The sequence below is a fragment of the Sphingopyxis panaciterrulae genome (genome assembly GCF_014199295.1).
Lineage (GTDB): Bacteria > Pseudomonadota > Alphaproteobacteria > Sphingomonadales > Sphingomonadaceae > Sphingopyxis > Sphingopyxis panaciterrulae.
Genome location: NZ_JACIJH010000013.1, coordinates 64,311 through 89,704, shown reverse-complemented (window position 1 = coordinate 89,704; position 25,394 = coordinate 64,311). Strand labels below are relative to the sequence as shown.

Annotated in this window: 27 protein-coding genes, 1 tRNA gene and 2 riboswitches; of the genes, 19 read left to right on the top strand and 9 right to left on the bottom strand. The window is 67.5% G+C overall.

Translation table 11 applies throughout. The features are described 5' to 3' along the window. The first annotated feature begins 4 nt into the window (after positions 1-4). On the top strand, positions 5-1,183 hold the full coding sequence (gene ispF, locus FHR21_RS16650; RefSeq protein ID WP_184100347.1) for a 2-C-methyl-D-erythritol 2,4-cyclodiphosphate synthase: 1,179 nt from the start codon (positions 5-7) through the stop codon (positions 1,181-1,183). 1 nt (position 1,184) lies between these two features. Further along, positions 1,185-1,742 (top strand): CinA family protein, encoded by a 558-nt coding sequence (locus tag FHR21_RS16645; protein WP_184100345.1) that lies wholly within the window; start codon positions 1,185-1,187, stop codon positions 1,740-1,742. Here the strand turns inward: FHR21_RS16645 and FHR21_RS16640 are convergent. Beyond that, entirely contained in the window at positions 1,685-2,164 is a 480-nt protein-coding gene (locus FHR21_RS16640) for a type II toxin-antitoxin system RatA family toxin (RefSeq protein WP_184100343.1), read from the bottom strand. The two genes, FHR21_RS16645 and FHR21_RS16640, sit on opposite strands and share 58 nt — an antisense overlap. A gap of 2 nt (positions 2,165-2,166) precedes the next feature. Continuing rightward, a complete protein-coding gene (gene lipA / locus FHR21_RS16635; protein WP_184100341.1) occupies positions 2,167-3,099 on the bottom strand; it encodes a lipoyl synthase in 933 nt (310 codons plus the stop codon). 79 nt (positions 3,100-3,178) lie between these two features. Here lipA and FHR21_RS16630 point away from each other — a divergent pair, with 79 nt between their 5' ends. Together FHR21_RS16630 and putP are read left to right on the top strand one after the other, a co-directional pair. Continuing rightward, positions 3,179-3,817 (top strand): carbonic anhydrase, encoded by a 639-nt coding sequence (locus FHR21_RS16630; protein WP_184100339.1) that lies wholly within the window; start codon positions 3,179-3,181, stop codon positions 3,815-3,817. Positions 3,818-3,863: 46 nt separating this feature from the next. Then, positions 3,864-5,321 (top strand): sodium/proline symporter PutP, encoded by a 1,458-nt coding sequence (putP, locus tag FHR21_RS16625; RefSeq protein WP_184100337.1) that lies wholly within the window; start codon positions 3,864-3,866, stop codon positions 5,319-5,321. Here putP and FHR21_RS16620 read toward each other — a convergent pair. Both FHR21_RS16620 and ettA read right to left on the bottom strand, forming a co-directional pair. Next, a complete protein-coding gene (locus FHR21_RS16620) occupies positions 5,306-5,761 on the bottom strand; it encodes a PaaI family thioesterase (protein ID WP_338113194.1) in 456 nt (151 codons plus the stop codon). The two genes, putP and FHR21_RS16620, sit on opposite strands and share 16 nt — an antisense overlap. A gap of 5 nt (positions 5,762-5,766) precedes the next feature. After that, positions 5,767-7,446, bottom strand: a complete 1,680-nt coding sequence (gene ettA, locus FHR21_RS16615; protein ID WP_184100335.1) for an energy-dependent translational throttle protein EttA — start codon at positions 7,444-7,446, stop codon at positions 5,767-5,769. 142 nt (positions 7,447-7,588) lie between these two features. Here ettA and FHR21_RS16610 point away from each other — a divergent pair, with 142 nt between their 5' ends. Further along, positions 7,589-8,971 (top strand): M28 family peptidase, encoded by a 1,383-nt coding sequence (locus FHR21_RS16610; protein WP_184100333.1) that lies wholly within the window; start codon positions 7,589-7,591, stop codon positions 8,969-8,971. Between the two features lie 156 nt (positions 8,972-9,127). Then, positions 9,128-9,412, top strand: a complete 285-nt coding sequence (locus FHR21_RS16605; RefSeq protein ID WP_184100331.1) for a hypothetical protein — start codon at positions 9,128-9,130, stop codon at positions 9,410-9,412. A gap of 91 nt (positions 9,413-9,503) precedes the next feature. Here the strand turns inward: FHR21_RS16605 and FHR21_RS16600 are convergent, their stop codons facing one another. Beyond that, complete coding sequence (locus FHR21_RS16600) at positions 9,504-9,671, bottom strand: peptide ABC transporter permease (RefSeq protein WP_184100329.1); 168 nt, start codon at positions 9,669-9,671, stop codon at positions 9,504-9,506. 2 nt (positions 9,672-9,673) lie between these two features. Beyond that, positions 9,674-10,045, bottom strand: coding sequence for a PRC-barrel domain-containing protein (locus FHR21_RS16595; RefSeq protein ID WP_184100327.1), 372 nt, complete (start codon positions 10,043-10,045; stop codon positions 9,674-9,676). Positions 10,046-10,253: 208 nt separating this feature from the next. Here FHR21_RS16595 and FHR21_RS16590 point away from each other — a divergent pair, with 208 nt between their 5' ends. Continuing rightward, positions 10,254-10,868 (top strand): SRPBCC family protein, encoded by a 615-nt coding sequence (locus tag FHR21_RS16590; RefSeq protein ID WP_184100325.1) that lies wholly within the window; start codon positions 10,254-10,256, stop codon positions 10,866-10,868. Between the two features lie 36 nt (positions 10,869-10,904). Here FHR21_RS16590 and FHR21_RS16585 read toward each other — a convergent pair. From FHR21_RS16585 to FHR21_RS16575, 3 genes are all read right to left on the bottom strand, one after another. Beyond that, positions 10,905-10,981 (bottom strand) — tRNA-Pro (locus FHR21_RS16585). Positions 10,982-11,080: 99 nt separating this feature from the next. Continuing rightward, a complete protein-coding gene (locus FHR21_RS16580; protein ID WP_184100323.1) occupies positions 11,081-11,446 on the bottom strand; it encodes a glycine zipper 2TM domain-containing protein in 366 nt (121 codons plus the stop codon). 134 nt (positions 11,447-11,580) lie between these two features. Further along, on the bottom strand, positions 11,581-13,032 hold the full coding sequence (locus tag FHR21_RS16575; protein ID WP_246427286.1) for a M20 family peptidase: 1,452 nt from the start codon (positions 13,030-13,032) through the stop codon (positions 11,581-11,583). Positions 13,033-13,570: 538 nt separating this feature from the next. Further along, positions 13,571-13,791: riboswitch (cobalamin riboswitch) on the top strand. Between the two features lie 112 nt (positions 13,792-13,903). Between FHR21_RS16575 and cobO the strand changes: the two genes are divergently transcribed. The 12 genes from cobO to cobU all read left to right on the top strand — a co-directional run bounded on the left by cobO (position 13,904) and on the right by cobU (position 25,267). Then, the gene (cobO, locus tag FHR21_RS16570; protein WP_184100319.1) at positions 13,904-14,512 is read left to right on the top strand and encodes a cob(I)yrinic acid a,c-diamide adenosyltransferase; all 609 of its coding nucleotides are present in this window, start codon (positions 13,904-13,906) and stop codon (positions 14,510-14,512) included. Beyond that, complete coding sequence (locus tag FHR21_RS16565) at positions 14,509-15,810, top strand: cobyrinic acid a,c-diamide synthase CobB (protein ID WP_184100317.1); 1,302 nt, start codon at positions 14,509-14,511, stop codon at positions 15,808-15,810. The genes cobO and FHR21_RS16565 overlap by 4 nt, the downstream gene beginning before the upstream one ends. Positions 15,811-15,822: 12 nt before the next feature. Then, positions 15,823-16,013, top strand: a riboswitch (cobalamin riboswitch). A gap of 30 nt (positions 16,014-16,043) precedes the next feature. Continuing rightward, the gene (locus tag FHR21_RS16560; protein ID WP_476712846.1) at positions 16,044-18,110 is read left to right on the top strand and encodes a TonB-dependent receptor plug domain-containing protein; all 2,067 of its coding nucleotides are present in this window, start codon (positions 16,044-16,046) and stop codon (positions 18,108-18,110) included. A 32-nt stretch (positions 18,111-18,142) separates the two neighbouring features. Next, positions 18,143-18,688: a hypothetical protein gene (locus FHR21_RS16555; RefSeq protein ID WP_184100316.1), complete on the top strand. Its 546-nt coding sequence runs from the start codon at positions 18,143-18,145 to the stop codon at positions 18,686-18,688. A gap of 2 nt (positions 18,689-18,690) precedes the next feature. Continuing rightward, positions 18,691-19,098 (top strand): DUF1636 domain-containing protein, encoded by a 408-nt coding sequence (locus FHR21_RS16550; RefSeq protein WP_184100409.1) that lies wholly within the window; start codon positions 18,691-18,693, stop codon positions 19,096-19,098. After that, complete coding sequence (gene cobT, locus FHR21_RS16545; RefSeq protein WP_184100315.1) at positions 19,095-20,111, top strand: nicotinate-nucleotide--dimethylbenzimidazole phosphoribosyltransferase; 1,017 nt, start codon at positions 19,095-19,097, stop codon at positions 20,109-20,111. The genes FHR21_RS16550 and cobT overlap by 4 nt, the downstream gene beginning before the upstream one ends. Beyond that, positions 20,108-20,677, top strand: a complete 570-nt coding sequence (locus FHR21_RS16540; protein ID WP_184100314.1) for a histidine phosphatase family protein — start codon at positions 20,108-20,110, stop codon at positions 20,675-20,677. Before cobT ends, FHR21_RS16540 begins: the two co-directional genes overlap by 4 nt. After that, entirely contained in the window at positions 20,674-21,396 is a 723-nt protein-coding gene (locus FHR21_RS16535; RefSeq protein WP_184100313.1) for an adenosylcobinamide-GDP ribazoletransferase, read from the top strand. Before FHR21_RS16540 ends, FHR21_RS16535 begins: the two co-directional genes overlap by 4 nt. Further along, complete coding sequence (locus FHR21_RS16530; RefSeq protein ID WP_184100312.1) at positions 21,393-22,373, top strand: threonine-phosphate decarboxylase; 981 nt, start codon at positions 21,393-21,395, stop codon at positions 22,371-22,373. Before FHR21_RS16535 ends, FHR21_RS16530 begins: the two co-directional genes overlap by 4 nt. After that, a complete protein-coding gene (gene cbiB, locus FHR21_RS16525) occupies positions 22,366-23,301 on the top strand; it encodes an adenosylcobinamide-phosphate synthase CbiB (protein WP_184100311.1) in 936 nt (311 codons plus the stop codon). Before FHR21_RS16530 ends, cbiB begins: the two co-directional genes overlap by 8 nt. Then, positions 23,289-24,758: a cobyric acid synthase gene (locus FHR21_RS16520; protein WP_184100310.1), complete on the top strand. Its 1,470-nt coding sequence runs from the start codon at positions 23,289-23,291 to the stop codon at positions 24,756-24,758. The genes cbiB and FHR21_RS16520 overlap by 13 nt, the downstream gene beginning before the upstream one ends. Continuing rightward, complete coding sequence (gene cobU / locus FHR21_RS16515; protein ID WP_184100308.1) at positions 24,755-25,267, top strand: bifunctional adenosylcobinamide kinase/adenosylcobinamide-phosphate guanylyltransferase; 513 nt, start codon at positions 24,755-24,757, stop codon at positions 25,265-25,267. The genes FHR21_RS16520 and cobU overlap by 4 nt, the downstream gene beginning before the upstream one ends. Positions 25,268-25,394 lie beyond the last annotated feature (127 nt).

The following is a 25,394-nucleotide window of genomic DNA, read 5'->3' as shown; positions in this document are numbered from 1 at the left end:
GCTTATGTCCGACTCCGCGCCTTCCCCTACCCCGCGCGTCGCCGTGATCCTGCTCGCCGGCGGACGCGGAAGGCGCGCCGGTTTCACGCAGCCCAAGCAACTCGAACCGCTCGGCGGCAAGCCAGTGCTGCGCTGGTGCCTCGACGCCTTCGCGGCCCATCCGGCGATTTCAGCGGGCGTGCTGGTGGCCGGGGATGACGTCGTGGCCGCGACCGGCGGCTTGCCGGCAGGCTGGCTTGCGGCCGCACCCGGCGCCGAGCGGCAACAGTCGGTGGCGAGCGGCCTTGCCGCGCTGGCGTCGTGGGACGACGCGAACATCGTGCTGGTGCACGACAGCGCCCGGCCCGGCGTGACCGCCGCGGTGATCGACCGGCTGCTGGCGGCGCTCGACGCGGCAGAGGCGGCGATTCCCACCCTGCCCGTTCCCGACACGCTGGTCCGGGAAATCGAGGGCAAAGCCGGCGACATCGTCGATCGGGCTGCGCTCGCCCGCGTCCAGACGCCGCAGGCGTTCGGACTCGGCACGCTGCGCCGCGCCCATGCCGCGGCGGCCGGCGAGACGGCGACCGACGACGCGCAACTCGTGCGGCGGATCGGCGTGCCGGTGGCGACGGTCGCGGGCGACGCGCGGCTTCATAAGCTGACATATGCCGAGGATAGCGGTATCCTGTCGGGGCTGCTGGGAACGGAGAAGTCCATGCGAACCGCGGTCGGCATGGGATATGACGTCCACCGCCTGGTTGCGGGCAAGCCGCTGTGGATCGGCGGGCTGGAAATCGCGCATAGTCATGGACTTGAAGGGCATAGCGATGCCGATGTCGCGCTTCACGCGCTGACCGACGCGATTCTCGGCGCACTTGCCGACGGCGATATCGGCACTCATTTCCAGCCGAGCGACCCGGAATGGCGCGGCGCGGCGTCATGGCGGTTCCTGGAATTCGCCGGCCGGCGTGTCGCACAGGCCGGCGGGCGGATCGCCCATCTCGACCTGACGATCATCGCCGAGGCGCCGAAGATCGGCCCGTATCGGGACGCCATGCGCGCACACATCGCCGAAATCCTTGCGCTTTCGCCCGCGCGTATTAGTGTGAAGGCGACCACGACGGAGCGGCTGGGGTTCACCGGCCGCCGGGAAGGGATCGCCGCACAGGCCATCGCCACGTTACAGCTTCCGGAGATTTGAGTTGCTGCCCGATGCCGAAACGCGCCTTGCTGCGCGCGAAGCCGCCGCCACGGCCGTCCTCGACGCGAACCGCGCCGCCGAGCGCCGCGTCGCCGTCGCCGAAAGCTGCACTGGCGGCATGGTCTGCGCCGCGCTCACCGACATTGCGGGAAGCAGCGACGTGTTCTCGGGTGGCTTTATCACCTATTCGGCCGACGCCAAGAAGACCCAACTCGAAGTGAGCGGCGAAATCCTCGAAACCTTCGGCGAGGTATCGCTCGCCACCGCTTGGGCGATGGCCGCGGGCGCGCTGGCGAACAGCGATGCCGACGTCGCGGTCGCGATCACCGGCATCGCGGGCCCCGGCGGCGGGTCGGAAAAGAAGCCGGTCGGCCAGGTCGTCTTCGCGCGGGCCCTGCGCGGGCAGGACCCCGACGATTATTTCACCCAGCGCATCCAGTTCGATTCGACCGACCGCGCCGCGATCCGCCACGCGGCGACGCTCTTCGCGCTCGACCTGCTTCACCCCGACAGGGATTCGCTGCGCCCGTCCGAGGATATCGAGCTTCCCGCGCCATAAAGCACCGCGGCGCGTTCCTCGAACGCCGCGATCATGCGGCGCAGCCCCTTGTCGAACATCTGTCCCGCCAGCGTCTCGAACAGGCGGTTGCGGAACGAGAAATCGACCAGGAAGTCGACGCGGCAGCCGCCGCCGTCAATCGGCGTGAAATGCCATTCATTGTCGAGGTGGCGCATCGGCCCGTCGATATAATGCACCGCGACATGGTCCGGCCGCTGCTTTTCGACGCGGCAAGAGAAGCTTTCGCGCAGGCCCTTGAAGCCGACGATCATGTCGGCGACCGCTTCGCTTTCGGTGTCGCTGCGGACCCGCAATGCGACCACCCAGGGCAGGAAATCGGGATAGCGCGCGATATCCGTCACCAGCGCGAACATCTGTTCGGCGCTATAAGGTAGCTCGCGCGTTTCGTGATGACGCGGCAAGGTCAGTCCGCGACGCGGGCGAGTTGCGCTTCACGCGCGGCGCGCATCCGCTCGAAATCGTCGCCGGCGTGATAGCTCGACCGGGTCAGCGGCGACGAAGCGACCTGCAGGAAACCCTTGGCGCGCGCGATCTGCGCATAGGCGTCGAAGGCCTGCGGGGTCACGAAATCGATCACCTTGGCGTGCTTCGGCGTCGGCTGGAGATATTGGCCCATCGTCATGAAGTCGATGTCGGCGCTGCGCATGTCGTCCATCACCTGATGAACCTCCATCCGCTCCTCGCCGAGGCCGAGCATGATCCCCGACTTGGTAAAGATCGACGGATCGCGGCGCTTGACCTGTTCGAGCAGGCGCAGCGAAGCGTAATAGCGCGCGCCGGGCCGGATCGTCGGATAGAGCCGCGGCACGGTTTCGAGATTATGGTTGTAGACGTCGGGGCGCGCGTCGACGATCGCCGCAACCGCGCTTTCGGGCTTGTTGCGGAAATCGGGGGTCAGGATTTCGATCGTCGTCGTCGGGGTCTCGCGGCGGAGCGCCTGGATGACCTTGACGAACTGGCTCGCGCCGCCGTCGGGCAGGTCGTCGCGGTCGACCGAGGTGATGACGATATGCGTCAGCCCCATCTTCGCCGCGGCGATCGCGGTATGTTCGGGTTCGAGCAGGTCGACAGGACGCGGCATCCCCGTCTTGACGTTGCAGAAGGCGCAGGCGCGCGTGCAGGTGTCACCGAGGATCATCACCGTCGCATGCTTTTTCGTCCAGCATTCGCCGATGTTCGGGCAGGCCGCTTCCTCGCAAACCGTATGCAGATTGAGCTCGCGCATCAGCTTGCGCGTTTCGGCATAACCGGGGCTAGTCGGCGCCTTGACGCGAATCCAGTCGGGCTTGCGGGCGCGCGGGGCGCGGTCGGACACGGGTTGGACGGGAGCGTTCATCGCGCCCACATAGGCGCGCGCGTCACTCTTCTCAACCGTACTTGTTGTGCATGGGATCGGATCGGCGTAGGTCGCCGCTATGACTCACTTCGATGACCTGCTCGCCGGCTATGCCCGTTTCCGCACCCACGGCTGGCAGGAGCAGCGCACGCGATGGGAGGAACTGGCCGTGGGCCAGTCGCCCAAGGTCATGATTATCGCCTGTTCGGACAGCCGGTCGGAACCGGCCGATATTTTCGACACCCATCCCGGCGAAATCTTTGTCGTCCGCAACGTCGCCGCGCTGGTGCCGCCGTTCGAGACCACCCCCGGCCGCCACGGCGTGTCGGCAGCGCTCGAATTCGCGGTGCAGTTTCTGAAGGTCGAGGAAATCGTCGTCATGGGGCATGGCATGTGCGGCGGCTGCCACGCGGCGCTCCACCGCACGATGGACGGGGCCGAGCCGGGCCGCGGCGGTTTCATCGCCGACTGGATCGCGGTGCTGGACGAGGCGAGCGCCGGGGTGCGGGCCGAATTCCCCGACTATGCCAATCGCGAGGCCGGACGCGCGATGGAACTGGCCGGCGTCAAGGTCAGCCTTGCCAATCTGCGGACCTTTCCCTGCATCCAGGAACTAGAGCAGCGCGGCAGGCTGAGGCTTCGCGGCGCCTTTTTCGCGATCAACGAGGGGATTCTTTACGTTCTGGACGAGGAAAGCGGAGAGTTCGCCCCGGCCTGAGACGATAGGCTGGCGCTCGCGCTGAAAGGCGTTACACCCACCGTTCATGAACAATCTGACCCTGCTCGCGATTTCCGTTTATTTCGCGATGATGCTCGGCATCGGCATCTACGCCTGGCGCAAGTCGACCGCCGACAGCAGCGAATATCTTCTCAGCGGCCGCAGTCTCGGCCCCGCGGTCACCGCGCTCGCGGCGGGGGCGTCCGACATGTCGGGCTGGCTGATGCTCGGGCTGCCCGGCGCGCTCTATGTATCCGGGCTTGCGGAAAGCTGGATCGCGATCGGGCTGTTTCTCGGTGCCTGGGCGAACTGGGTGCTCGTCGCGCCCCGCCTGCGCGCGCAGACCGAGCAATATGATGATTCGCTGACCATCCCCGAATTCCTGGGCAATCGCTTCGCCGACGACAGCCATATATTGCGCATCGTCGCGAGCCTGGTGATCGTCGTATTCTTCGCCGTCTACAGCGCCTCGGGGCTCGTCGCAGGCGGCAAGCTGTTCGAGACCGCGTTCGGCTTTTCCTATCAGACCGGGCTGTGGGTCACGGCCTCGGTCGTCGTCGCCTATGTCGTGCTCGGCGGCTTCCTTGCCGTCAGCCTGACCGATTTCGTCCAGGGCACAATCATGATGATAGCGCTCGTCGCCTTGCCCATCGTCGCGCTCGCCGATTTCGGCGAGGGCGCGAGCGTCAGCGACATTCTTCGCGACATCGATCCGAACATGCTCAGCCTGTTCGGAGGCACCAGCGCACTCGCCATTATCTCGGCCGCGGCCTGGGGGCTCGGCTATTTCGGGCAGCCGCATATCATCGTGCGCTTCATGGCGATCCGATCGGTCAAGGATATCCCGACCGCGCGTTTCATCGGCCTCGCCTGGATGGGCATTTCGCTCGTCGGCGCGATCGCGGTCGGGCTGATCGGGCGCGCCTGGTTCAGCGTTCATGCGACGCCGCTGACCGATCCCGAGACGGTGTTCATCGTCCTCGGGCAGGTGCTGCTCCACCCGCTGGCGCTCGGCTTCCTGCTCTCGGCGATCCTTGCCGCGATCATGAGCACCATTTCGGCACAGCTTCTCGTCACCGGATCGTCGCTGACCGAGGATTTCTATCGCCTGTTCGTGCGGCGCCAAGCCGGCGAGACCGAGATCGTCACCGTCGGCCGCCTGTCGATCGTCGCGGTCGCGGCGGTCGCGATGCTGCTGGCGCAGAACCCCAACGGCAGCGTGCTCAAGCTGGTAGCCAACGCCTGGGCCGGGTTCGGCGCCGCATTCGGCCCGGTCATCCTGCTCGCGCTGATGTGGCCGCGCATGACGCGCGGCGGCGCACTTGCCGGGATGGTGACCGGCGCGGTGGTGGTGATAGTGTGGATTCAGGCGGGGTGGAGCGCCACGCTCTATGAGTTGGTGCCGGGCTTTGCCGCGGCGATGGCCGCGATCGTCGTCGTCAGCCTGCTGACCAAGACCCCGGCCGAGCGCGCCGATGCGCCGACCGTTCAGGGAATCGCATAGGTCACGTTGGCCTGCCCGACCGGACGGCTCGCGTCGTCGGTGTAGAGCCGCACGTCCATGACCGCGAGCCGCTTGCCGAGGCGCAGCAGGGTGGCTTCGGCGGTCAGCGGCTTGGGCAGGCAGGGGCGCAGGAACTGATAGTTAAGCGCGCTCGTCACCGCCATCGCAACCGGCCCGATATGCGCGAGGACGAGCGCATAGGCGGCCATGTCGGCGAGCCCCATCTGGGTTGGGCCGGAAATCAGCCCGCCTGGGCGCAGCATGGTCTCGATCGGCTCCTGCCGCGCGACGATGCGCCCCGGTTCGGCCGACACGACGCGGCCGCGCGTGCCCGACGCCGAATTGGGGAAAGCCTCCGCCAGAAAGGCGTTGAGCGCGTCCGCTTCCATGCGAATCGCGCTCGACGAGACCGGCGCCGGTGTCCCCTCCCCTTCGGCCACGGCGCTTACCGCGTCAGCTTCTTGTAGGAGGTGCGATGCGGGCGCGTCGCCTCGTCGCCGAGGCGGCGGATCTTGTCCTCCTCATAGGCTTCGAAATTGCCCTCGAACCATTCGACATGACTGTCGCCCTCGAAGGCGAGGATGTGGGTCGCGAGACGGTCGAGGAAGAAGCGGTCGTGGCTGATGACCACCGCGCAGCCCGCGAAATTCTCCAGCGCTTCCTCGAGCGCCGCGAGCGTTTCAGTGTCGAGGTCGTTGGTCGGCTCGTCGAGCAGCAGGACGTTGCCGCCGGCCTTGAGCATCTTCGCCATATGCACGCGGTTCCGTTCGCCGCCCGAAAGCATGCCGACCTTCTTCTGCTGGTCGGTGCCCTTGAAGTTGAAGGCGCCGACATAGGCGCGCGTCTGCATCTCGTGCTTGCCGACGCTCATCATGTCGTGGCCGCCCGAGATTTCCTCCCAGACATTCTTGTTCGGGTCGAGCGCGTCGCGACTCTGGTCGACATAGCCGAGCCGCACCGTGTCGCCGATCGCGATCGAGCCGCCGTCGGGCTGTTCCTGGCCCGTGATCAGGCGGAACAAGGTCGACTTGCCGGCGCCGTTCGGGCCGATGACGCCGACGATGCCGCCGGGCGGCAGGGTGAAGGACAGATCCTCGAACAGCAGCTTGTCGTCATAGGCTTTCGACAGATTTGCCACCTCGATCACCTTGCCCCCGAGGCGCTCGGGAACCTGGATGACGATCTGCGCCTTGCCGGGGGTGCGGTTTTCCTGTGCCTCGACGAGCTGGTCGAAGCTCTTGATACGCGCCTTCGATTTGGCCTGACGCGCTTTCGGAGATTGCCGGATCCATTCGAGTTCGTCCTTGATCGCCTTCTGGCGTCCGGCGTCCTCGCGCGCTTCCTGTTCGAGGCGCTTGCCCTTCTTTTCCAGATAGGTCGAATAATTGCCCTCGTAGACGAAATAGCGGCTGCGATCGAGTTCGAGAATCCAATTCACGACATTGTCGAGGAAATAGCGGTCGTGGGTGACGAGGATGACGTTGCCCGGATAGTCGACGAGATGCTTTTCGAGCCAGGCGACGCTTTCGGCGTCGAGATGGTTGGTCGGTTCGTCGAGCAGCAGGATCGACGGCTTTTCGAGCAGCAGCCGGGTCAGCGCGATGCGGCGCTTTTCGCCGCCCGACAGATTCTCGACGCTCCAGTCGCCCGGCGGGCAGCGCAGCGCTTCCATCGCGATTTCGAGCTGGTTGTCGAGCGTCCAGCCGTCGACGGCGTCGATCTTTTCCTGCAATTCGCCCATCTCGGCCATCAGCGCGTCGAAATCGGCGTCCTCGGGCGGGTCGGCCATCAGCGCGCTGATCTCGTTGAAGCGATCCATCATGTCGGCGACCGGGCGCACCCCGTCCATGACATTTTCCTTGACCGTCTTGGTCGGGTCGAGCTGCGGCTCCTGCGCCAGATAGCCGACGGTGATCCCCTCGCCCGGCCAGGCTTCGCCGGTGAAATCCTTGTCGATGCCCGCCATGACCTTCATCAGCGTCGATTTGCCGGTGCCGTTGGGACCGACGATGCCGATCTTCGCATCGGGATAGAATTGCAGGTTGATGTTGTTGAGCGTCGGCTTCTGCGCGCCGGGATAGGTCTTCGAAAGACCCTTCATCACGAAACTATATTGGGCGGCCATCGAAATGCTCCGAAAGACTGGCGGGCCGCGCGGGTCGCGGCGGCCGAAAGAGAATGGGGAATCGAGGGCCGGTTAGCGAATGGGCGCTCGCTTGGCAATCGGCGCTTGCCCCGCGCGGCGCTTGCTGGCTAGGACGGCGCCCATGACACAGCACCGCACCCCTGCCCGCCTCGCCGGGCTTGCCGCCGTCGGCTTCGCCGCGCTCGCCGCCACCAGCACCTTCGCCTTTCAGCAGATGAGCGCCGTCGACCTTGCGCAGCAGGGCGACGACCCCGCCTGGGCGATCACCGAGGGGCTGACCACCGAGATCGGGCCGCGCCCCGCCGGCAGCGATCGCGAGGCCGAGGCGCGTAAATGGGCGGTCGCAACGCTTCAGAAGATGGGCTTCGCCAACGTGCGCGAGGAACCCTATCAAATGCCGGTCTGGCAACGCGGTGAGGAGAAGGCATGGTTGACCGGGCCCTTCCTGCCACAATCGCTCGCGATCACAGCCCTCGGCAACAGCGGCTCGACCGGGCCCAAGGGCATCGAGGGCGAGATCGCCTATTTCGCAAGCTTCGACGCGCTCGTGGCCGCGGCCGACAGCGCGGTCAAAGGCAAGATCGTCTTCATCGACAACCAGATGGAGCCGACTCAGGACGGTAGCGGCTATGGCCTCTATGGCCGCGGCCGCTTCATGGGGCCGAGCGTCGCAGCCAAAAAAGGCGCGATCGGCATCGTCATCCGCTCGATCGGTACCGACAATCATCGCAATCCCCACGCGGGCGTGACCAATTTCGCCGATGGCGTGACGCCGATCCCTGCCGGAGCGATATCCAACCCCGATGCCGATCAGCTCGTCCGCCAGCGCCAGCGCGCGACCGGTCCGCTCAAGATGAAACTGCTGCTCACCCCGAAGACGATCGGCGACCAGACATCCGGCAATGTCATCGCCGAGGTTCCGGGCAGCGACCCGGCCGCGAGCCCGGTCATCATCGCCTGCCATCTCGATAGCTGGGATCTCGCGACGGGTGCGATCGACGACGCGGCGGGATGCGGCATCATCACCGCCGCGGCAAAGCACGTCATGACTGCGGGCCAGCCCCGCCGCACGATCCGCCTGCTGTGGGCCGGCGCCGAGGAAGTCGGCGTGTTCGGCGGCCAAGCCTATTTCGATAAGCACGGCAAGGAAAAGCATGCCGTCGCGCTCGAATCCGATTTCGGCGCCGATCGCGTCTGGCGAGTCGATTTTTCGCTGCCCGACAGCGCGGACGATCTCGCGAAGCGGATCGGAGTCGCGCTCGCGCCCTTCGGAGTCGTGACGGGGCATGGCGAAGCGCATGGTGGCGCCGATGTCGGCGCGCTGATTCAGGCCGGCGTGCCGGCGGTCGATCTGCAACAGGATGGCACCCGCTATTTCGACCTGCATCACACGCCGGACGATACGCTCGACAAGGTCGATCCCGCGCAATTGCGTCAAAATGTCGTGGCCTGGACCGCGACTCTGGGGCTGCTTGCGAATAGCAGCGATAGCGAACTGCCGTAGGAATTTTCCGGGTGCGGTCGAAATGACGGATTTCTGCCGCACCGCACCATCTCAATTATTTTTGTTGACGATTCCCGCGGAAAGACTAAATCCCGCCGCTCGCGCCGCAGGAAACTTTCCTCAGCGCGGAAAGGCATTTTAGGGAGCCCACACATCATGAAGAAGTTTGCTGCTATCGCCGTTGCTGCCAGCATGTTCGCCCTCGCCGCTTGCGGTGAAAAGGCTGCTGACGACGCCGCCACCACCGAAGCTCCGGCCGCCGACGCGACCGCCGAAGCCGGTGCCGACGCTGCCGCCGCCGGCGCCGATGCCGCTGCTGCTGGCGCCGAAGCTGCTGCCACGGGCGCCGAAGCTGCGACCGACGCCGCTGCTGCTCCGGCCGCTGACGCCGCCGCTGCTCCGGCTGACGCCGCTGCCGCTCCGGCTGAAGAAGCGAAGTAAGTCGCAGCCCTCCGGGGCTTTGACCGAAACGAAAAGGGCGGTCTTCCCGACGGGAAGGCCGCCTTTTTCGTTAGGCGCGTATCGCAGGCGATCAGTGGGGGGCCAGGATCGCCGCAATCAGCGCGAACAGGACGAAGGCGACGAGCCCGCCCAGGAAGACGAGCCGCCGTCGCCGCGTGGTGAGGATGATCTCCCCACCCCGCGCCGCTTCGGCCGGATAGTCCGGCTTTTGCGTGCGATGATCGGTTCGGCGGGCCATCCTCAGAGCATCGGATAGCTGAGGCCGTAATAGCCATAGATGGTGCGGCCATATTCGTCGCTATATTCGGGAGCCTCGTCGCGCGAATAGCGCGGCGCGCCAGAAACCTGATCCTTGGTCAGGTTCACGACATAGCCGCCCTTGTCGGTGTCATAGGTCAGCATCTCCCACGGAATGGGATAATGATCGCTGCCGATGCCGAAGAGCCCGCCGAATTCGAGCACGGCATAGTCGCTCTGGCCCGAGCGCTTGTCGATCATCACATTGACGATCGTGCCGAGCTTTTCATCTTCCAGATTATAGACCGCGGTGCCCTCGACCTTGTTCGAGGCGATCAGGCGATGGGTTTCGGTGCGTTCGATTGTGTCGGTCATGGCTTCTTCTCCTTGCTGGGATGAGGGCGGCGACACATGGCTGGTGGCACCGCCACCTTTCCGAGCAACGGATACGGGCGGTCGATGTTCCTCGATCCGTCGCATGTCGGCCACGGGCTCGCCCGGCCGCTGCAGTCAGGGCAATTGCGCCGCCCGTCCAGCCGTCGAGACACTTGACTCGGAACGGGTCCTTCCATCAATTGACGCCATGCAGGCGCAGCGACCCATGACGAGCAGGGTAATGCGCGGCGTGAATGCCGCGCTTCTGCTGCTGGCGGCATCGCCGGCCGCCGCGCAGCAGATCGATGTGAACCTGGCGAGCGAGACCGACGGCACGCGCACGCTTGTCCACGAAATTACGGTGCCGGCGTCGCTGGAAGAGGTCTGGACGGCGTTGGCCACCGTAGACGGCTGGCGGACCTGGGCCGTGCCGCTGGCACGGGAGGTTCCGGGGTTCCCGGATCATTTCGAGACCGGTTACGACGCCGGGGCGGAACCCGGTGCGGCGTCCACGATCGAACAACAGTGGCTCGAGCGGACGAAACCCTATCGTGTCGTCTTTCGAACGACGCGGACGCCCGAGGGTTTTCCCCATGCCGATGCCTATGTCCGGGTAACTAGCAGCTTTCTTCTCACGTCGGTCGGTGCCGCGGCGACCCGCGTGCGCCTGACGGGAAACGGCTATCCTGCGGGGCCGGCGGGCGATGCGCTGATCGCCTTCTTCCGCGAGGGAAATCGCGTGTCGCTCCGGCAGCTTCACAGGCGTTTCGCTGAGGGGCCGATCGACTGGACCGCTTCGCGCTCCCAGACCGACGAGAAATGATCGGCCGGAAGCCGCCGTGGCGGTTCGTCGCGAAAATGGTCGGGGAGACAGGATTCGAACCTGCGACATCCTGCTCCCAAAGCAGGCGCGCTACCGGGCTGCGCTACTCCCCGAACCGCCGATGCCCTTAGGTTTCGAGCGGGCGGAGGGCAAGCGGAAAGAACTGCCGGGACGCGGCGAGCGCCGCGTCCCGGAGCTTTCGATCGCTGCGATCAGCAGCGCCCGCCGCGATCGACCTCGCGACCAAGCAGCGCGCCCGCTGCAGCGCCGATGATCGTGCCGGGGGTGCGATCGCCGTAGCGGTCGACCTCGCGGCCAAGGAGCGCGCCCGCGGCGCCACCGACGATCAGCCCGGTCGTCCCGCTCGACCGGCACCGATACCGATGACGGGACCGATAATCGCGGCGGTTGTCGCGGTAATAGGAGCGCCGATAATCGCGGCGGTCGTCCCAGCGGTCATAATCGCGATGATGATAGGAGTGACGGTGATGGCGATCGCGCGCCTCCGCCTCTCCCGGCACGGCGGCCATGGCGCTCGCACCGAGCAATGCTGCCAGAGCCAGTTTCTTCAAGAACATCGTTCCACCTTCCAATCGAGGTCCCCGATGCAAAACTAGGGGATCGAAGATGGCGCTGTGCTGAATGCAGGGTTTCCCGCCGGTTCAGGATTGCGGCCCGGCGACGATATCGCACGTCTCGCCGCGTGGATATGTCAGCCGGTCGAGGTCGCGATGAGCCGCGCATAGAAATCGATCATCCGCTTGAAGCTGTCGATGGCTATATGCTCGTTGGTGCCGTGGATCATCCCGGCCTCCTTGAGCGTGAAGTGCATCGGCATGAAGCGATAGACGTCTTCGGATACCGGCTCCATGCTGCGGCTGTCGGTTCCCGCGACGACGAGCGTCGGGGTCAGCACGCCCTCGGGCGCGTCGGCGCGCGCGGCGGCGGCGATCCATTTCCACCCCTGCGAACTGGTCGAGGAGATGCGCGAGGGCTCGCGCGGCGGTTTGACCCAGCCCAGGTCGACCTTCGCGTCGCCGACCGCAGCCTTAGCGCGCGCCATCACGTCCTTCGAACTGTTCCACGGCGCGATGCGATAGTTGATCAGCGCATTGGCCGACTGGGGCAGCACATTCTCCTTCGGGCTTCCCTCCAGCATCGTCGGCGCGATCGTCGTGTGGAAGGCCGCGGCGGTCGAGGGCGAGTCGGCAAGCTGGCGCTTCAGCAGCGGCGCGAACAGCCAGCGGTTGGCGACCGCCATCTTGGTCGTTCCGCCCTTCTCGGCCGCGAGCGCCTCGATCATCGACAGCCCCGGGCCGCGCAGTTCAAGCGGGAACGGATCGTCGGCGATCGCGAGCACCGCCTTCGCTAGCACCGTCACGCCCGTTTCGGCGGGCGGCATCGAGCTGTGACCGCCGGGGGCGTTTGCCGTGACCCTCAGCGTGGCATAGCCTTTTTCGCCGATGCCGATCATGATCGCGGGACCGTCGATCACCGGAGTGTCGGTGAGGACAAGGCTTCCCTCGTCGATGGTGAAGATCGCCTTCACGCCCTCGGCCTTCAGCTTCGCGGCCGCGGCGATGGCGCCCGAGCCGCCGGCCTCCTCGTCATGGCCCGAGACGAGATAGATGCCGCGCTTCGGCTGGAAACCGGCCGTGGCGAGCGCCTCGAGGGCTTCGAACAGCCCGACCAATGAGCCCTTGTCGTCGACGGTGCCGCGGCCCCACACCGCCTTTTCGGCGATCTGGCCCGAGAAGGGCGGATATTTCCAGTCGCCCTCGGTCCCCTCGGTCACCGGCACGACGTCCTGATGCGCCATGACGATGATCGGGGCGAGCGCGGCATCGCTGCCCGGCCAATGATAGACGAGCGTGCGGTTGGGCAGGATCGTGCGCGTCATCGCGGCATGGGCGGCGGGATAGGTGCTGGCGAGCCAGGCGTGCAGCCGGTCCCATTCGGCGCTTTCGTTGTCGGTGGGGTTCTGATGCGAGATGGTGCGGATCTGCGCGGCGGCGCTCAGATGCCGGACCGCGGCGTCGAGATCATAGGCCGGTGCGGCCGCCAGCGTCACGTCGCTGCCATCGGCAAGGTTCGCGGGCGCGAAGTTCGCGGTGCGCACGGCCACAGCTCCCACGGCGACAGCGACAATCGCCAGGCCTCCCATCAATATCATCCGTGTCTTGGCCATCGCGCCCTCCCCTGTTCGTGAGGAGCCAATGGACCAACTTACATGCATGTTGGCAAGGAAAATGGTGGACCCGGCAGCTAACTTAGAGTTTAGGACTCATTGATCAGAGCCAGACGATGCCGGTTGCGGCAAGAGCGATGGCGCAGAAGAAGGCGCCTGGGCTCCTCGCCCGTGCGCCGCCGTTCCCGCCGCCACCATCCGGGAGCCAAGCGTCGTGATCCGGCACGGCCTATCGCCAACACCATCCAGGGCGGACCCGCGTGCGCACGCCCTGCGGATAAGCGGACGAAACTATATCAAAATCGGACCATCTGCTTATGCATGTCCGCTTTCGCGACCCAAATCCAGACGATCCGCTCTCAGGCGCGTCCGCTTTTGAGGTGCGAAGCGTTGGAAGCGGACGTTTGACAGCCGATCGAGCCGCGAAACGAGCCAGCCGCCATTATAGACGGAATCGTCGTATATGTTGATTAAGACGAACCATGCGCTAATTTCGGGCGAGTGAAGGCAATTGCCTTTGCGCAACCGCACCGGTGCCCGCGAGGGCATAATAGGGAATATGGTGGAGCCGTGTTCGTTCGCGGCCGAATCCATGGCTGTCCCTGCAACTGTAAGCGGCGAGCGCGATGCACAGGCCTGGGCGACAGTCCAAGGCGACCACTGGGTGAAACCGGGAAGGCGTGCATCGAGCGAAGACCCGTGAGCCAGGAGACCTGCCGGCGCGGGTCGCTCAATGCCTTAGGTCCAGGGATAGGCCAAGGCACGGATCACCCGTTCCGGCGACGAAAATCAGCGGTGCGGTGCCGGTCGGCGCCGCGCCAGAGCGACGTCGTACCCGGAGGGAAAGATGGCCGAAGACGAAATCAACGAACGCCATAATGAAAAGGCGCGCAAGCGGCAGGCCGCCAAGGCCAGGATCATGGCCGACAAGACGCAGGAGAAGGGCCTGCTGATCGTCCACACCGGCAAGGGCAAAGGGAAGTCGACCGCGGCCTTCGGCATGGTGTGCCGCGCGCTGGGCCACGGGATGAAGGTCGGCATCGTCCAGTTCATCAAGGGCGGCTGGGCGACCGGCGAGAAGGCGGTCTATTCGGCCTTTCCCGGACAGATCGAACACAAGGTCATGGGCGAAGGCTTCACCTGGGACACGCAGGACCGCGCGCGCGACATCGCCTGGGCGCGTGCCGGATGGGACGAGGTGAAGCGAATGATCGCCGATCCCGACATCGCGATGGTGGTCGCCGACGAACTCAACATCGCGTTGCGCTACGAGTATCTGCCCGTCGAGGAGGTCGTCGCGGGCCTGCGGAACCGAAGCGCGATGAAGCATGTCATCGTCACCGGCCGCAACGCGCCCGAGGCGCTGACCGAAGCCGCCGACCTCGTCACCGAGATGGTGCAGGTGAAGCACCCGTTCCGGTCGGGCGTGAAGGCACAGCGGGGCATCGAGTTTTGACCGGCCAGCCGGCGCCGGGGCTGCTGGTCGCAGCGCCGCGCTCCGGGGCCGGCAAGACGCTCGTCGCCATCGGGCTCCAGCGCGCCTTTCGGCACGCCGGGCTGCGCGTAGCGGCGGCGAAATGCGGACCCGATTATATCGATCCCGGCTTTCACGCCGCCGCGACCGGAAGGGCGTCGATCAATCTCGACGGCTTCGCGATGACACCGGCGATGCTGCGGGGGCTGGCGGCACAGGCGGCCGGCGGCGTCGACCTGGTCGTCGCCGAGGCCGCGATGGGATTGTTCGACGGCGCGGGCCGGGGCAGCACGGCGGCCGAGGTCGCGCGGCTGACGGGCTGGCCGGTGCTGCTCGTCGTCGACGCAGAGGGCGCGGGCCAGAGCGTCGCGGCGGTCGCGCATGGCCTTGCGACCTTTCCCGGCGCGCCGCCGGTGGCCGGAGTGATTGTCAACCGCGTCGCGAGCGACCGCCATGCCGCGATGATCGCCGAAGGATTCGGCGTCCTCGACCTGCCGCTGTGTGGCATGATCCGTCGCGATCCGGCGCTGGCGGTCGCCTCGCGCCACCTTGGGCTGGTGCAGGCGCGTGAGGATGGCGCGCTGGACGATCGCATCGATGCCGTCGCGGCGATCCTCGCGCGCGATTGTGACCTCGACGCGATCCGCGCGGCGGCGCATGCGACCTTTCCCGCCGCCCCTGCCCAGCCGCGCCTGCGTCCACCGGGGCAGCGCATTGCCCTCGCCGCCGACGATGCCTTCGCCTTCTTCTATCCGCATCTCGCTTCATGGTGGCACGCGGCGGGCGCGGAAATCCGCACCTTCGCGCCGCTGGCCGATGAACCGCCACCGGCGGACTGCGATGCCTGCTGGCTCCCGGGCGGCTATCCCGAACTGCACGCGGGCAGGCTCGCGAGCAATGCGCGCTTCATGGCGGGGCTGCGCGACTTCGCGGCGTGCGCGCCGGTGCATGGCGAGTGCGGCGGTTATATGCTGCTCGGCCGCAGCATCGAGGACGCAGACGGCATCGTGCATCCGATGGCCGGGCTGCTGCCGGTCGATACCAGCTTCGCCAAAAGGAAGATGTCGCTCGGCTATCGACAAGCGCGGCTGACCGAGCCGGCGCGCTTCGCCGATGCCGCGACGCCGCTGTGGGGCCATGAATATCATTATGCGACCGTCGTATCGGCCGACGAAGGCGCCCCCTTCGCCCTCCTCGCCGATGCGGCCGGCCGCGACCTCGGTCCCGCCGGACATCGCGCCGGCCATGTCACCGGCAGCTTCTTTCACTTGATCGCCTGACGCGATTTGCCTAACGAGCGGGCCGCGACAGGTTCCCCGAGAGGGGATTGAAAGGGAATGGGGTGCAAAACCCCGGCTGCCCCTGCAACTGTAAGCGGAGAGCCATCGGGCCATATGCCATTGGGACCAGCCGGTCCTGAGAAGGCGGCCCGGACCGGCCTTGACCCGCGAGCCAGGAGACCTGCCCGTCGCCGTCGTCTTTCGCGCGGACAGGGTGTTCCGAGCGGACGGGGGTGAACCCGAACGACGACAATGGTGGCCGTGCGCCTGCGCGGGCCGATGTCGTGCGTCCCTGGACGAACCGCATCGATCCCGCGGGCAGCGGCCTTGTCTATGGGGTCATCATGTTCGAACATTGTTTCCGAAGTTCGCTTTCGCTTGTCGCGCTCGCGGCGGCTTTTCCGGCCTGGGCCGAGGCGCCCGATATGGTCCACGCCATCGCCGACGATGACAGCGGGATTGTCGTCACCGCGACACGCTCCGCCGTCGCGCTCGACGAAGTGCCCTCGAGCATCACCGTTCTCGACAAGGCGGCGATCGACCGGTCGCAGGATATCGGCGTGACCGAAATCCTGCTCCGCACGCCGGGGATCACTGTGTCGCGCAACGGCGGCTACGGCACTGCGACGTCGCTCCGCATCCGCGGGGCCGAGCCCGATCATGCCGTCGTCGTGATCGATGGCGTGAAGCTCAACGATCCATCTGCGGCCGGTGGCGGTTATAATTTCGCGCATCTGCTGGTGGGCGACATAGAGCGGATCGAAATCCTGCGTGGCCCACAATCGACTCTGTGGGGCAGCCAAGCGATCGGCGGCGTCGTCAATATCGTCACTGCTATTCCCGAAAAGCCGCTGGAAGGCAGCTTCGACATCGAGGCCGGTTCGCGCAACACGGTCAGCGCGCGCGCCGCGGTCGGCGGCCGCACGGGACTGCTGAGCTGGCGCCTCGGCGGTCAAAGCTTCACCACCGACGGCATTTCGGCGATCGCCCCGGCCTTCGGCGGCGGCGAGCGCGATGGCTATCGCAACCGCAGCGTGACGGGCCGCGCCGAACTGGCGCTTGCCCCGAACCTCAGCGTCGAGGTGCGCGGCTATTATTCCACCGCGCGCGTCGATCTCGATTCGACGGGCGGCGACACCCCCGATTACGCGCTCAACGAGGAATTCGTGAGCTATGCGAGCGCCAACTTGGACCTGCTGGACGGGCGTTTCCGCAATCGGATCTCCTATTCCTACACCAACACCGACCGCACCAACTACGGGCCGCTACGCGCCCGTCCCGTCAGCCTTCAGGCCATGGGGGAAAATCGCCGTTGGGAATATCAGGGCAATATCGACATCACGCGCGGCGTCAGCGCTGTCTTCGGCTTCGAGAATGAACGGTCGAGGTTCCGGAGCCGTTCGCCTTCGGGTTCGCTGGCAACGCCCCTTCCCGACTTCACGATCGGCAAGGCGGACGTGACGAGCCTCTATGGCCAGCTCAGCATCGAGCCCCTGGACGGGCTGACGATCAACGGCGGCATCCGCCAGGACGATCACGACCGTTTCGGCGGGCGGACGCTGTTCGCGGCGGGCGGGGTCTGGCGGCTGCCGATCGGCACCGTCCTGCGCGCGAGTTACGGCGAAGGCTTCAAGGCGCCGACGCTGTATCAGATGTTCAGCGAGTATGGGAATGTCGCGCTCGACCCGGAGGAAGCGCATGGCTGGGAAGCCGGGGTCGAGCAGCAATTTCTCGGCCGCGCGCTGACCGTCGGCGCCACCTGGTTCGATCGCATCACGACCGGGCAGATCATCTTCAATGCCTGCTCGCCCACCACCCCCAATCCGCTCTGCTTCGTCCCCGGCGATTCGGCGCGCCGTTCGGGTTATTATTCCAACGTCGCGCGCGGCGAGGCGCATGGGATCGAGGCGGCGGCGGCGCTGACGCTGGGCGCGCTGACGCTCGACGGCAATTATGGCTGGATCGTGGCCGAGGACCGTTCGCCGGGCGCGACCAATTTCGGCAGGGACCTGCCGCGCCGTCCGCGCCACGCGGCGAATGCATCGGTCCGCTACGCCCTTCCCTTCGGTTTCGATGTCGGAGCGGCGCTGCGCTGGTCGGGCAAGAGCTTCGACAATGCGTCGAACAGCCTCGTGCTGGGCGATTACACGCTTATCGACCTGCGCGCCGAGTTGAGATTGTCGGAAAATATCCGCTTCTTCGCGCGGGCAGAGAACATCTTCGACGAGCATTATAGGACGGCCTACCGTTACGGCACGCTGGGCCGCAGCATCTATGCCGGTTTCCGGGGGCGTTTCTGATGCGCCGCGATTTTCAGCCAGAGGAGAAGAATATGAAGACGCCTTCGACCGCGCTCGCGCGGAACATGTGGGTCGGCACCATGGCCGGGGTCAGCACGATCGCCTCGCTGCTGTTGGCCTGCGCAACGCCCTTTCCGTCGCTTGCCGCCCTCGCCGCGACGCACGTGTCGCGGCGCGACGGGCTGATCCTGATGTTTGTCGCCTGGTTCGCCGCGCAGGCCGTGATCCTCATCACGCACGGCATGGGCAGCATGGCATGGCCCTTCGCACTCGCGACGGCCGCCGTCGCCTCGCTGCTGTCGGCCGACGCCGTCGCGCGCTCGATGCGCAGCCAGTCCCCGGCCGCGCGGATGAGCGCCAGCTATGCCGCCGCCTTCATCGGCTTCAAGCTCGGCATTCTCGCCTGGGTGGCACTGCTCGACCATGGCTGGTCGGCCTTTTCGGGCGAGGTGCTGCTGCGCCAGTTCGTCCGCTATGGCGCGATCTTCGCCGGTCTGCTCGCGGTGCAGGTCCTGCTGGCGCGCGCGGGCTTCGGCCTCGGAATGCCCGCGAACGAACCGAAGCCGCAGGCCGCATGACGATGCTTCGTCCCGCCGCCGACGGCCCTTCGGTCATCGCGTGCAATAGCTGCCGCCACAGCGGAGACGCGCGCGAGGATGGAGAGGGCGTGCGCGGCGGGGCGCGGCTCGCCGGGCTGCTGCGCGACCTTGCCGACAGCGAGCCCGTCTATGCGCGGATCGCGGTGGAAGAGATGCCCTGCCTGTTCGCCTGCAAGGACTTCTGCACCGTCCATATCCGCGCGCCGGGGAAGCTGGGCTATGTGCTTGGCCGCTTCGCGCCGGACGAAGCGGCAGCGCGCGCCATCCTCGATTATGCCGTGCACCACACCGCCAGCGCCGAAGGCCGCGTCGCCTATGCCGATTGGCCGGACGGCGTGAAGGGGCATTTCCTCGTCCGCGTCCCGCCCCCGGGATTCGTCGCCGCATGACCGCCTTTGCATCGATCGCGGATTTCGAGGCCGCTCTCGCGCGCCCGCGCAAGGCCGACGGCAAGGCGCAAGAGGCCGCCAGCGCGCGACAGATGTCGCTGACCAAGCCTGCCGGATCGCTAGGGCGGCTGGAGGAGATCGCTATCTTCTTCGCCGGCTGGCAATCGCGCGAGCGCCCGCGCCTCGACCGCGCGCGCGCCGCGATCTTCGCCGGCAATCACGGCGTCGCCGCGCACGGCGTCAGCGCCTTTCCCTCCGCCGTCACGGCCCAGATGGTCGCCAATTTCGAGACCGGCGGCGCGGCGATCAACGCGTTGTCGGCGACCGCCGGACTGGAGCTCGAGATCGTCGCGCTCGACCTCGACCGGCCGACCGCCGACTTTACCTCGGTGCCGGCGATGACCCAGGCCGAATGCCTCGACGCACTCAACGCCGGGGCGGAGGCGGTCGAGCCCGACCTCGACCTGATCGTACTCGGCGAGATGGGAATTGCCAATTCGACCGCCGCCGCGGCGCTATGCGCGCGCAGCCTCGGCGGAACGGCGGCCGACTGGGTCGGGCCCGGCACAGGCGTCGGAGCAGAGGGCGTGACGCGCAAGGTCGAGGTGGTCGAGCGCGCACTCGCCGTCCATGCCTATGCCGGACGTTCGGCATTCGAGACGCTGCGCCGCGTCGGCGGCCGCGAGACGGCGGCGATCGCGGGTGCGGCAATGCGGGCGCGGCAACTGGGGGTTCCCGTGCTTCTCGACGGTTTCATCTGCTGTGCGGCGATCGCGCCGATGGCGGCGGACAATCCGGCCATCGCCGACCATTGCATCGCGGGCCATTGTTCGGCCGAACGCGGCCACGCGTTGCTGCTCGACAAATTGGGCCTCGATCCTCTGCTGTCGCTCGGGATGCGGCTCGGCGAAGGGAGCGGCGCTGCGGTGGCGGCCGGTGTCGTCCGCGCGGCACTGGCTGCGCACGACCGGATGGCGACCTTTGCCCAAGCAGCCGTATCGGCGTCGCCATGAGCGGCTTCGCGCTCCACCTGCTGCGCCACGGCGCGCCCGAGCGACCGGGGTTGCTGATGGGCCGGACCGACGGCGCGCCGACCGCCGCAGGAATCGCCGCCTGCGTTGCGCAGGCCCGCACCGTCGGCGCCGAGCGGCTGATCGCATCGGACCTGCGACGCTGCCGCCTCGCGGGCGAAGCGATCGGAGCAGTCCTCGCCCGGCCGCTCGCCGTCGACCCCCGCTGGCGCGAAATCGATTTCGGCGCGTGGGACGGCAGAGCGGCGGACGCGATCGACCGCGAGGCCATGGCCCGTTTCCGGGGCGACCCCGACGCCAACCCGCCGCCGGGCGGCGAACGCTGGTCGGCGCTCGTTGCACGCGTATCGCGCGCCCTTGCCGAACTGGAGCCGGTCCCCACCCTCGTCGTCACGCACGGCGGCACGATCCGCGCGGCGCTGCACTGTCTCTGCGGTTTCGAGCGGCGCCGTTTGTGGTCGTTCGATCTGCCCTATGGCGTCCTCGTCTCGCTGCACCTGCGGCCGGGCGATACACCAGCCGCGCAGATCACGGGCTTGCGGCCATGAAAGGGTTGCTGATCGCCGTTCAGTTCCTGACGCGGCTGCCGACGCCGCGTCTGGCCACCGTTTCCAACCCGGAATTCGCGGCCTCGATGCGCTGGTTTCCGGCGGTCGGACTGCTCGTCGGCGCTATCGTCGCGGCGGGGGCATGGGGCGGCGCAAGGCTGGACGGCTGGTCGGGAGCCCTGCTCGCGCTGCTCCTGTGGGTGGGTGTCACCGGGGCGCTTCACCTCGACGGGCTGGGCGACATCGCCGATGCGCGCGGCGCGGCCCACAAGGACCACGACCGCATGATCGCCGCCCTGTCCGATCCCCATGTCGGCAGCTTCGCGGTCGTCGCGATCGCCTTGCAGTTGATCGCCAAGCTGGTGCTGCTCCATGCGCTGATCGACGCGCAGGCCTTCCTCGCCATCGCGCTCGCGCCCTTCGCGGCGCGAATGGGGCCGCTTCCGTGGTCGCGGTGGCTGCCCGATCTTCACGCGGGGCTGGGGTCGCGTTTTCGCGGCCTCGTCCGCGGCGCCGACCTCGTCCTGTGGGGCGGGCTTCTCGCGGCGGCCTCCGTCTGGTCGCCCGCGCTTCTGGCTACGCCTCTTTTCCTGCTCGGCTGGGGATGGTGGCTGCGCCGCGCAATCGGCGGCGTGTCGGGTGACGGCCATGGCGCCGGGATCGAAGTGACCGAAAGCCTGTCGCTGTTCGCCGCGCTGCTGTGGCTGCGGGCCGCATGAGCGAGCCTTGGACATGGCACGGCGGCGGCCTGTCGGCCGCGAAGCACCGGTTCGGTACGGGTAGCGAATCCTGGATCGACCTGTCCACGGGGATCAATCCCAATCCCTGGCCGGATGCGGACGGCGTCGAGATCGACTGGGGGCGGCTTCCCGAACATGACGCCATCGCCGGACTGGAGGCCGTGGCGGCCGCCTATTTCGGTGTCGCCGCGCACCAGGTCTGCGTGGTTCCCGGAACCGAGATCGGCCTCCGCCTGGTCGGCGCGCTGCTCGGCGGCGAGGCCCGATATGCCGCACCCGGCTATCGCACGCACGGCGAGATGATTTCGGGTGCCATGGCCACCGATCCCGACGGAATCGAACGGCACGGCGGCAGCATCATCCTCGCCAATCCCAACAATCCCGACGGCCGGATCGTCCCGCCCGCGATGCTCCGTGAACTGCTCGCGAGCCGGGGCGGAACCGGCTGGCTGCTGGTCGACGAAGCCTTCGCCGATTTCGATCCCGCGTTGAGCATTGCGCCGGCGGTGAACGACGACGCGCGCCTGATCCTCTTCCGTTCTTTCGGGAAATTCTTCGGACTCGCCGGGGTCCGGCTCGGCTTCGTGCTCGGCCCGGGGCCGGTGCTGCACGATCTGCGCGCCCTGCTCGGAGCCTGGCCGGTGTCCACCGCCGCCGTGGCCATCGGCACCGCCGCCTATGCGGATGCGGACTGGATCGCCGCTACGCGCCGCCGTCTGCCAGGGCAAGCCGCCGCGCTCGACGCGCTGTTGCGGGAGGCCGGATATGCACCGGTCGGTGCCTGTCCGCTGTTCCGGCTCGTCGAGACCACCGATGCGCGGGCGCTGTTCGAGCGGCTTGCGCGCCACGCCATTCTGACGCGCCCCTTTACGGACGAGCCGCAATGGCTGCGTTTCGGCCTGCCCACTGACGAGGCGGCGCTCCCGCGGCTGAAGGCGGCGCTTTCCGATGGCTGAGCCGATCATATTGGCGGCGCTGGGGCTGGACGCTGCGCTGGGCTGGCCGTGCGCCCTCTATCGGCTGGCAGGGCATCCGGTCGGATGGTTTGCATGGCTGATCGACGCCGCCGAGCGGCATTGGAACGGGCCGGAACGGCGCTTCGGCACGCGCCGCCTGCTGGGCCTGCTGACCGTCCTGTTGCTAGTCGGGTTGGCCGGGGGAACGGCCTGGGTCGTCCAGTCACTGCTGCTCAGGGCATGCGGCGCGTTCGGCTGGGCGGTCGCGGCACTGCTCGCCTGGCCGGCGATCGCGCAGCGCAGCCTGTTCGACCACGTCCGCGCCGTCGCCGACGCGCTCGACGGCGACGACCTGCCCGCCGCGCGCGCCGCCGTGGGCGCGATCGTCGGCCGTGACACCGCCGCGCTCGACGAGAGGGGCGTTGCGCGCGCCGCCATCGAAAGCCTCGCGGAAAGTTTTTGCGACGGCGTGGCCGCGCCCGTCTTCTGGCTGCTGCTCCTGGGGCTGCCGGGGGTCTGGACCTACAAGGCGATCAACACCGCCGACAGCCTGATCGGCCACCGCGAGGAACGCTGGCGCGCCTTCGGCTGGGCGGCGGCGCGCGCCGACGATCTGCTGAACCTCGTCCCCGCGCGCCTGTCCGCTCTGCTGATCTGCCTCGCGGGCGGCGGCTGGCGCATCCTGCGGCGCGACGCCGGCAAGCACGCCTCGCCCAACGCCGGATGGCCGGAGGCCGCCATGGCGGGCGCGCTCGACCTTCGCCTCGCCGGCCCGATCGCCTATGACGGCGTCATGCACGACAAGCCCTGGATCGGCGACGGAGCGCGGGCGCCGTCGAGCGACGACATCCGCCGGGCGCTGCGTCTCTATCTCGGCGCTTGCGCGCTGCTCTGGCTTTTCGCGGGGGGCGCCGAATGGGCGCTCTGATGCTGCAAGGGACCGGGTCGGACGTCGGCAAATCGGTGCTGGTCGCCGCCCTGTGCCGCCTGCTCGTCCATCGCGGGCTGACTGTCCTGCCCTTCAAGCCGCAGAATATGTCGAACAACGCCGCGGTCACCGCCGACGGCGGCGAGATCGGCCGGGCGCAGGCATTGCAGGCACTGGCCTGCCGCGCGGAGCCGCACACCGACATGAACCCCGTCCTGCTGAAGCCGCAGGCGGACCGAACGTCGCAGCTCGTCGTTCATGGCCAGGTGCGCGGCACGCTGGGCAGCAGCGATTTCCGCGCGGCGCGGGGCGCCCTGCTGGCCGAAGTGACGCAGAGCTTCGTGCGCCTGCGGGCGCGCTGCGACCTGGTGCTGGTCGAAGGGGCTGGCTCGCCTGCCGAGGTCAACCTGCGGAGTGGCGACATCGCCAACATGGGCTTCGCGCGCGCCGCCGATGTGCCCGTGGTGTTGATCGGCGACATCGACCGGGGCGGCGTGATCGCCTCGCTCGTCGGGACGCGGGCGGTGATCGACCCCGCCGACGCCGCGATGATCCGCGGTTTCCTCATCAACAAGTTCCGCGGCGACCCGGCGCTGTTCGAAGACGGGTATCGGGCGATCGAGGCACGCACCGGATGGAAGGGCTTCGGCGTCGTCCCCTGGCTCGCAGCCGCTGCCCGGCTGCCCAGCGAGGATGCGGTGGTGCTGGACCGCAGCGTCGGCGGACGCGAGGGGCGGCGGGTCATCGCCTGCCCGATCCTGCCCCGCATCGCCAACTTCGACGACCTCGATCCCTTCAAGCTCGAACCCGGCGTCGAGCTGGCGATGATTCCGCCGGGCCGTCCCATCCCGGCCGAGGCGGCGATCATCGTCCTGCCGGGGTCCAAGGCAACCATCGCGGATCTCGCCGCGCTGCGCGGCGAGGGCTGGGACATCGACATTTTCGCCCATCATCGGCGCGGCGGCCTGATCGTCGGACTGTGCGGCGGATACCAAATGCTCGGCCGCAGCATCTCCGACCCGCTCGGCCTCGAAGGCGAGCCATCGGACGTGGCCGGACTCGGCCTGCTCGACGTGGAAACCTTGCTGTCACCCGGCAAGCGGCTCCGCGCCGTGCGCGGCGCGGCGCTGGGCGCGGCGATCGACGGCTATGAAATGCACATGGGGGAAAGCCGCGGCTCGCGGCTCGCGCGGCCCTTCGCGACGCTGGAGGATGGAACGACCGATGGCGCCATCAGCGCGTCCGGCACGGTGATGGGGTCCTATCTGCATGGGCTCTTCGCGTCCGCCGATCTGCGCCGCGCGCTACTGGACCGTATCGGCGTCGCGGCGGGCGGGCGCGGCTATCATGCCGACGTCGATGCGGCGCTCGACGAGATGGCGGCCGAACTGGCCCGGCATGTCGATGTCGACGGCCTGCTCGCGCTGGCGAGGCCAGGGAAAGGGCGGAGCGCATGACCGGACAGAGTCTTTTCGTGCTGGGCGGCGCGCGATCGGGAAAGAGCCGATATGCGCAGGCACGCGCCGAGGCGATCGCGGGGCGGCACACCCTCGTCGCCACCGCCGAAGCCCGTGATGCGGAGATGCGCGACCGCATCGCACGCCACCGGGCAGACAGGGACCAGAGATGGCGAACGGTCGAGGCACCGCGCGATCTTGCCGCCGCAATCGACGCTGCCAACGGTGCAGACGCCGTCGCCCTGGTCGATTGCCTGACCATCTGGATTTCCAACCTCATGCTGGCGGAGGCCGATATCGACGCCGCGACGCGCGATCTTTGTGAGGCGATTCAGCGGTTCGAGGGTCAACTCATCCTCGTCGCCAACGAGGTCGGCCTCGGGATCGTGCCGGACAACGCACTGGCGCGACGCTTCCGCGACGAGGCTGGCCGGGCGAACCAGGCCGTCGCCGCAGCGGCGCAAGAGGTGCAGATGATATTCGCCGGCCTTCCGCAGCGCCTGAAATAGCCCGTCATGTGAGGGGATGAGGCCGCATACTAATCCTGGCAGCGTTGCCGAAGGTCCATTATAGCTGAGCCATATCTCGGTCGCCGGAGTGGCAGATTATTGCGCCCATTCGACCGAAACGATCGTG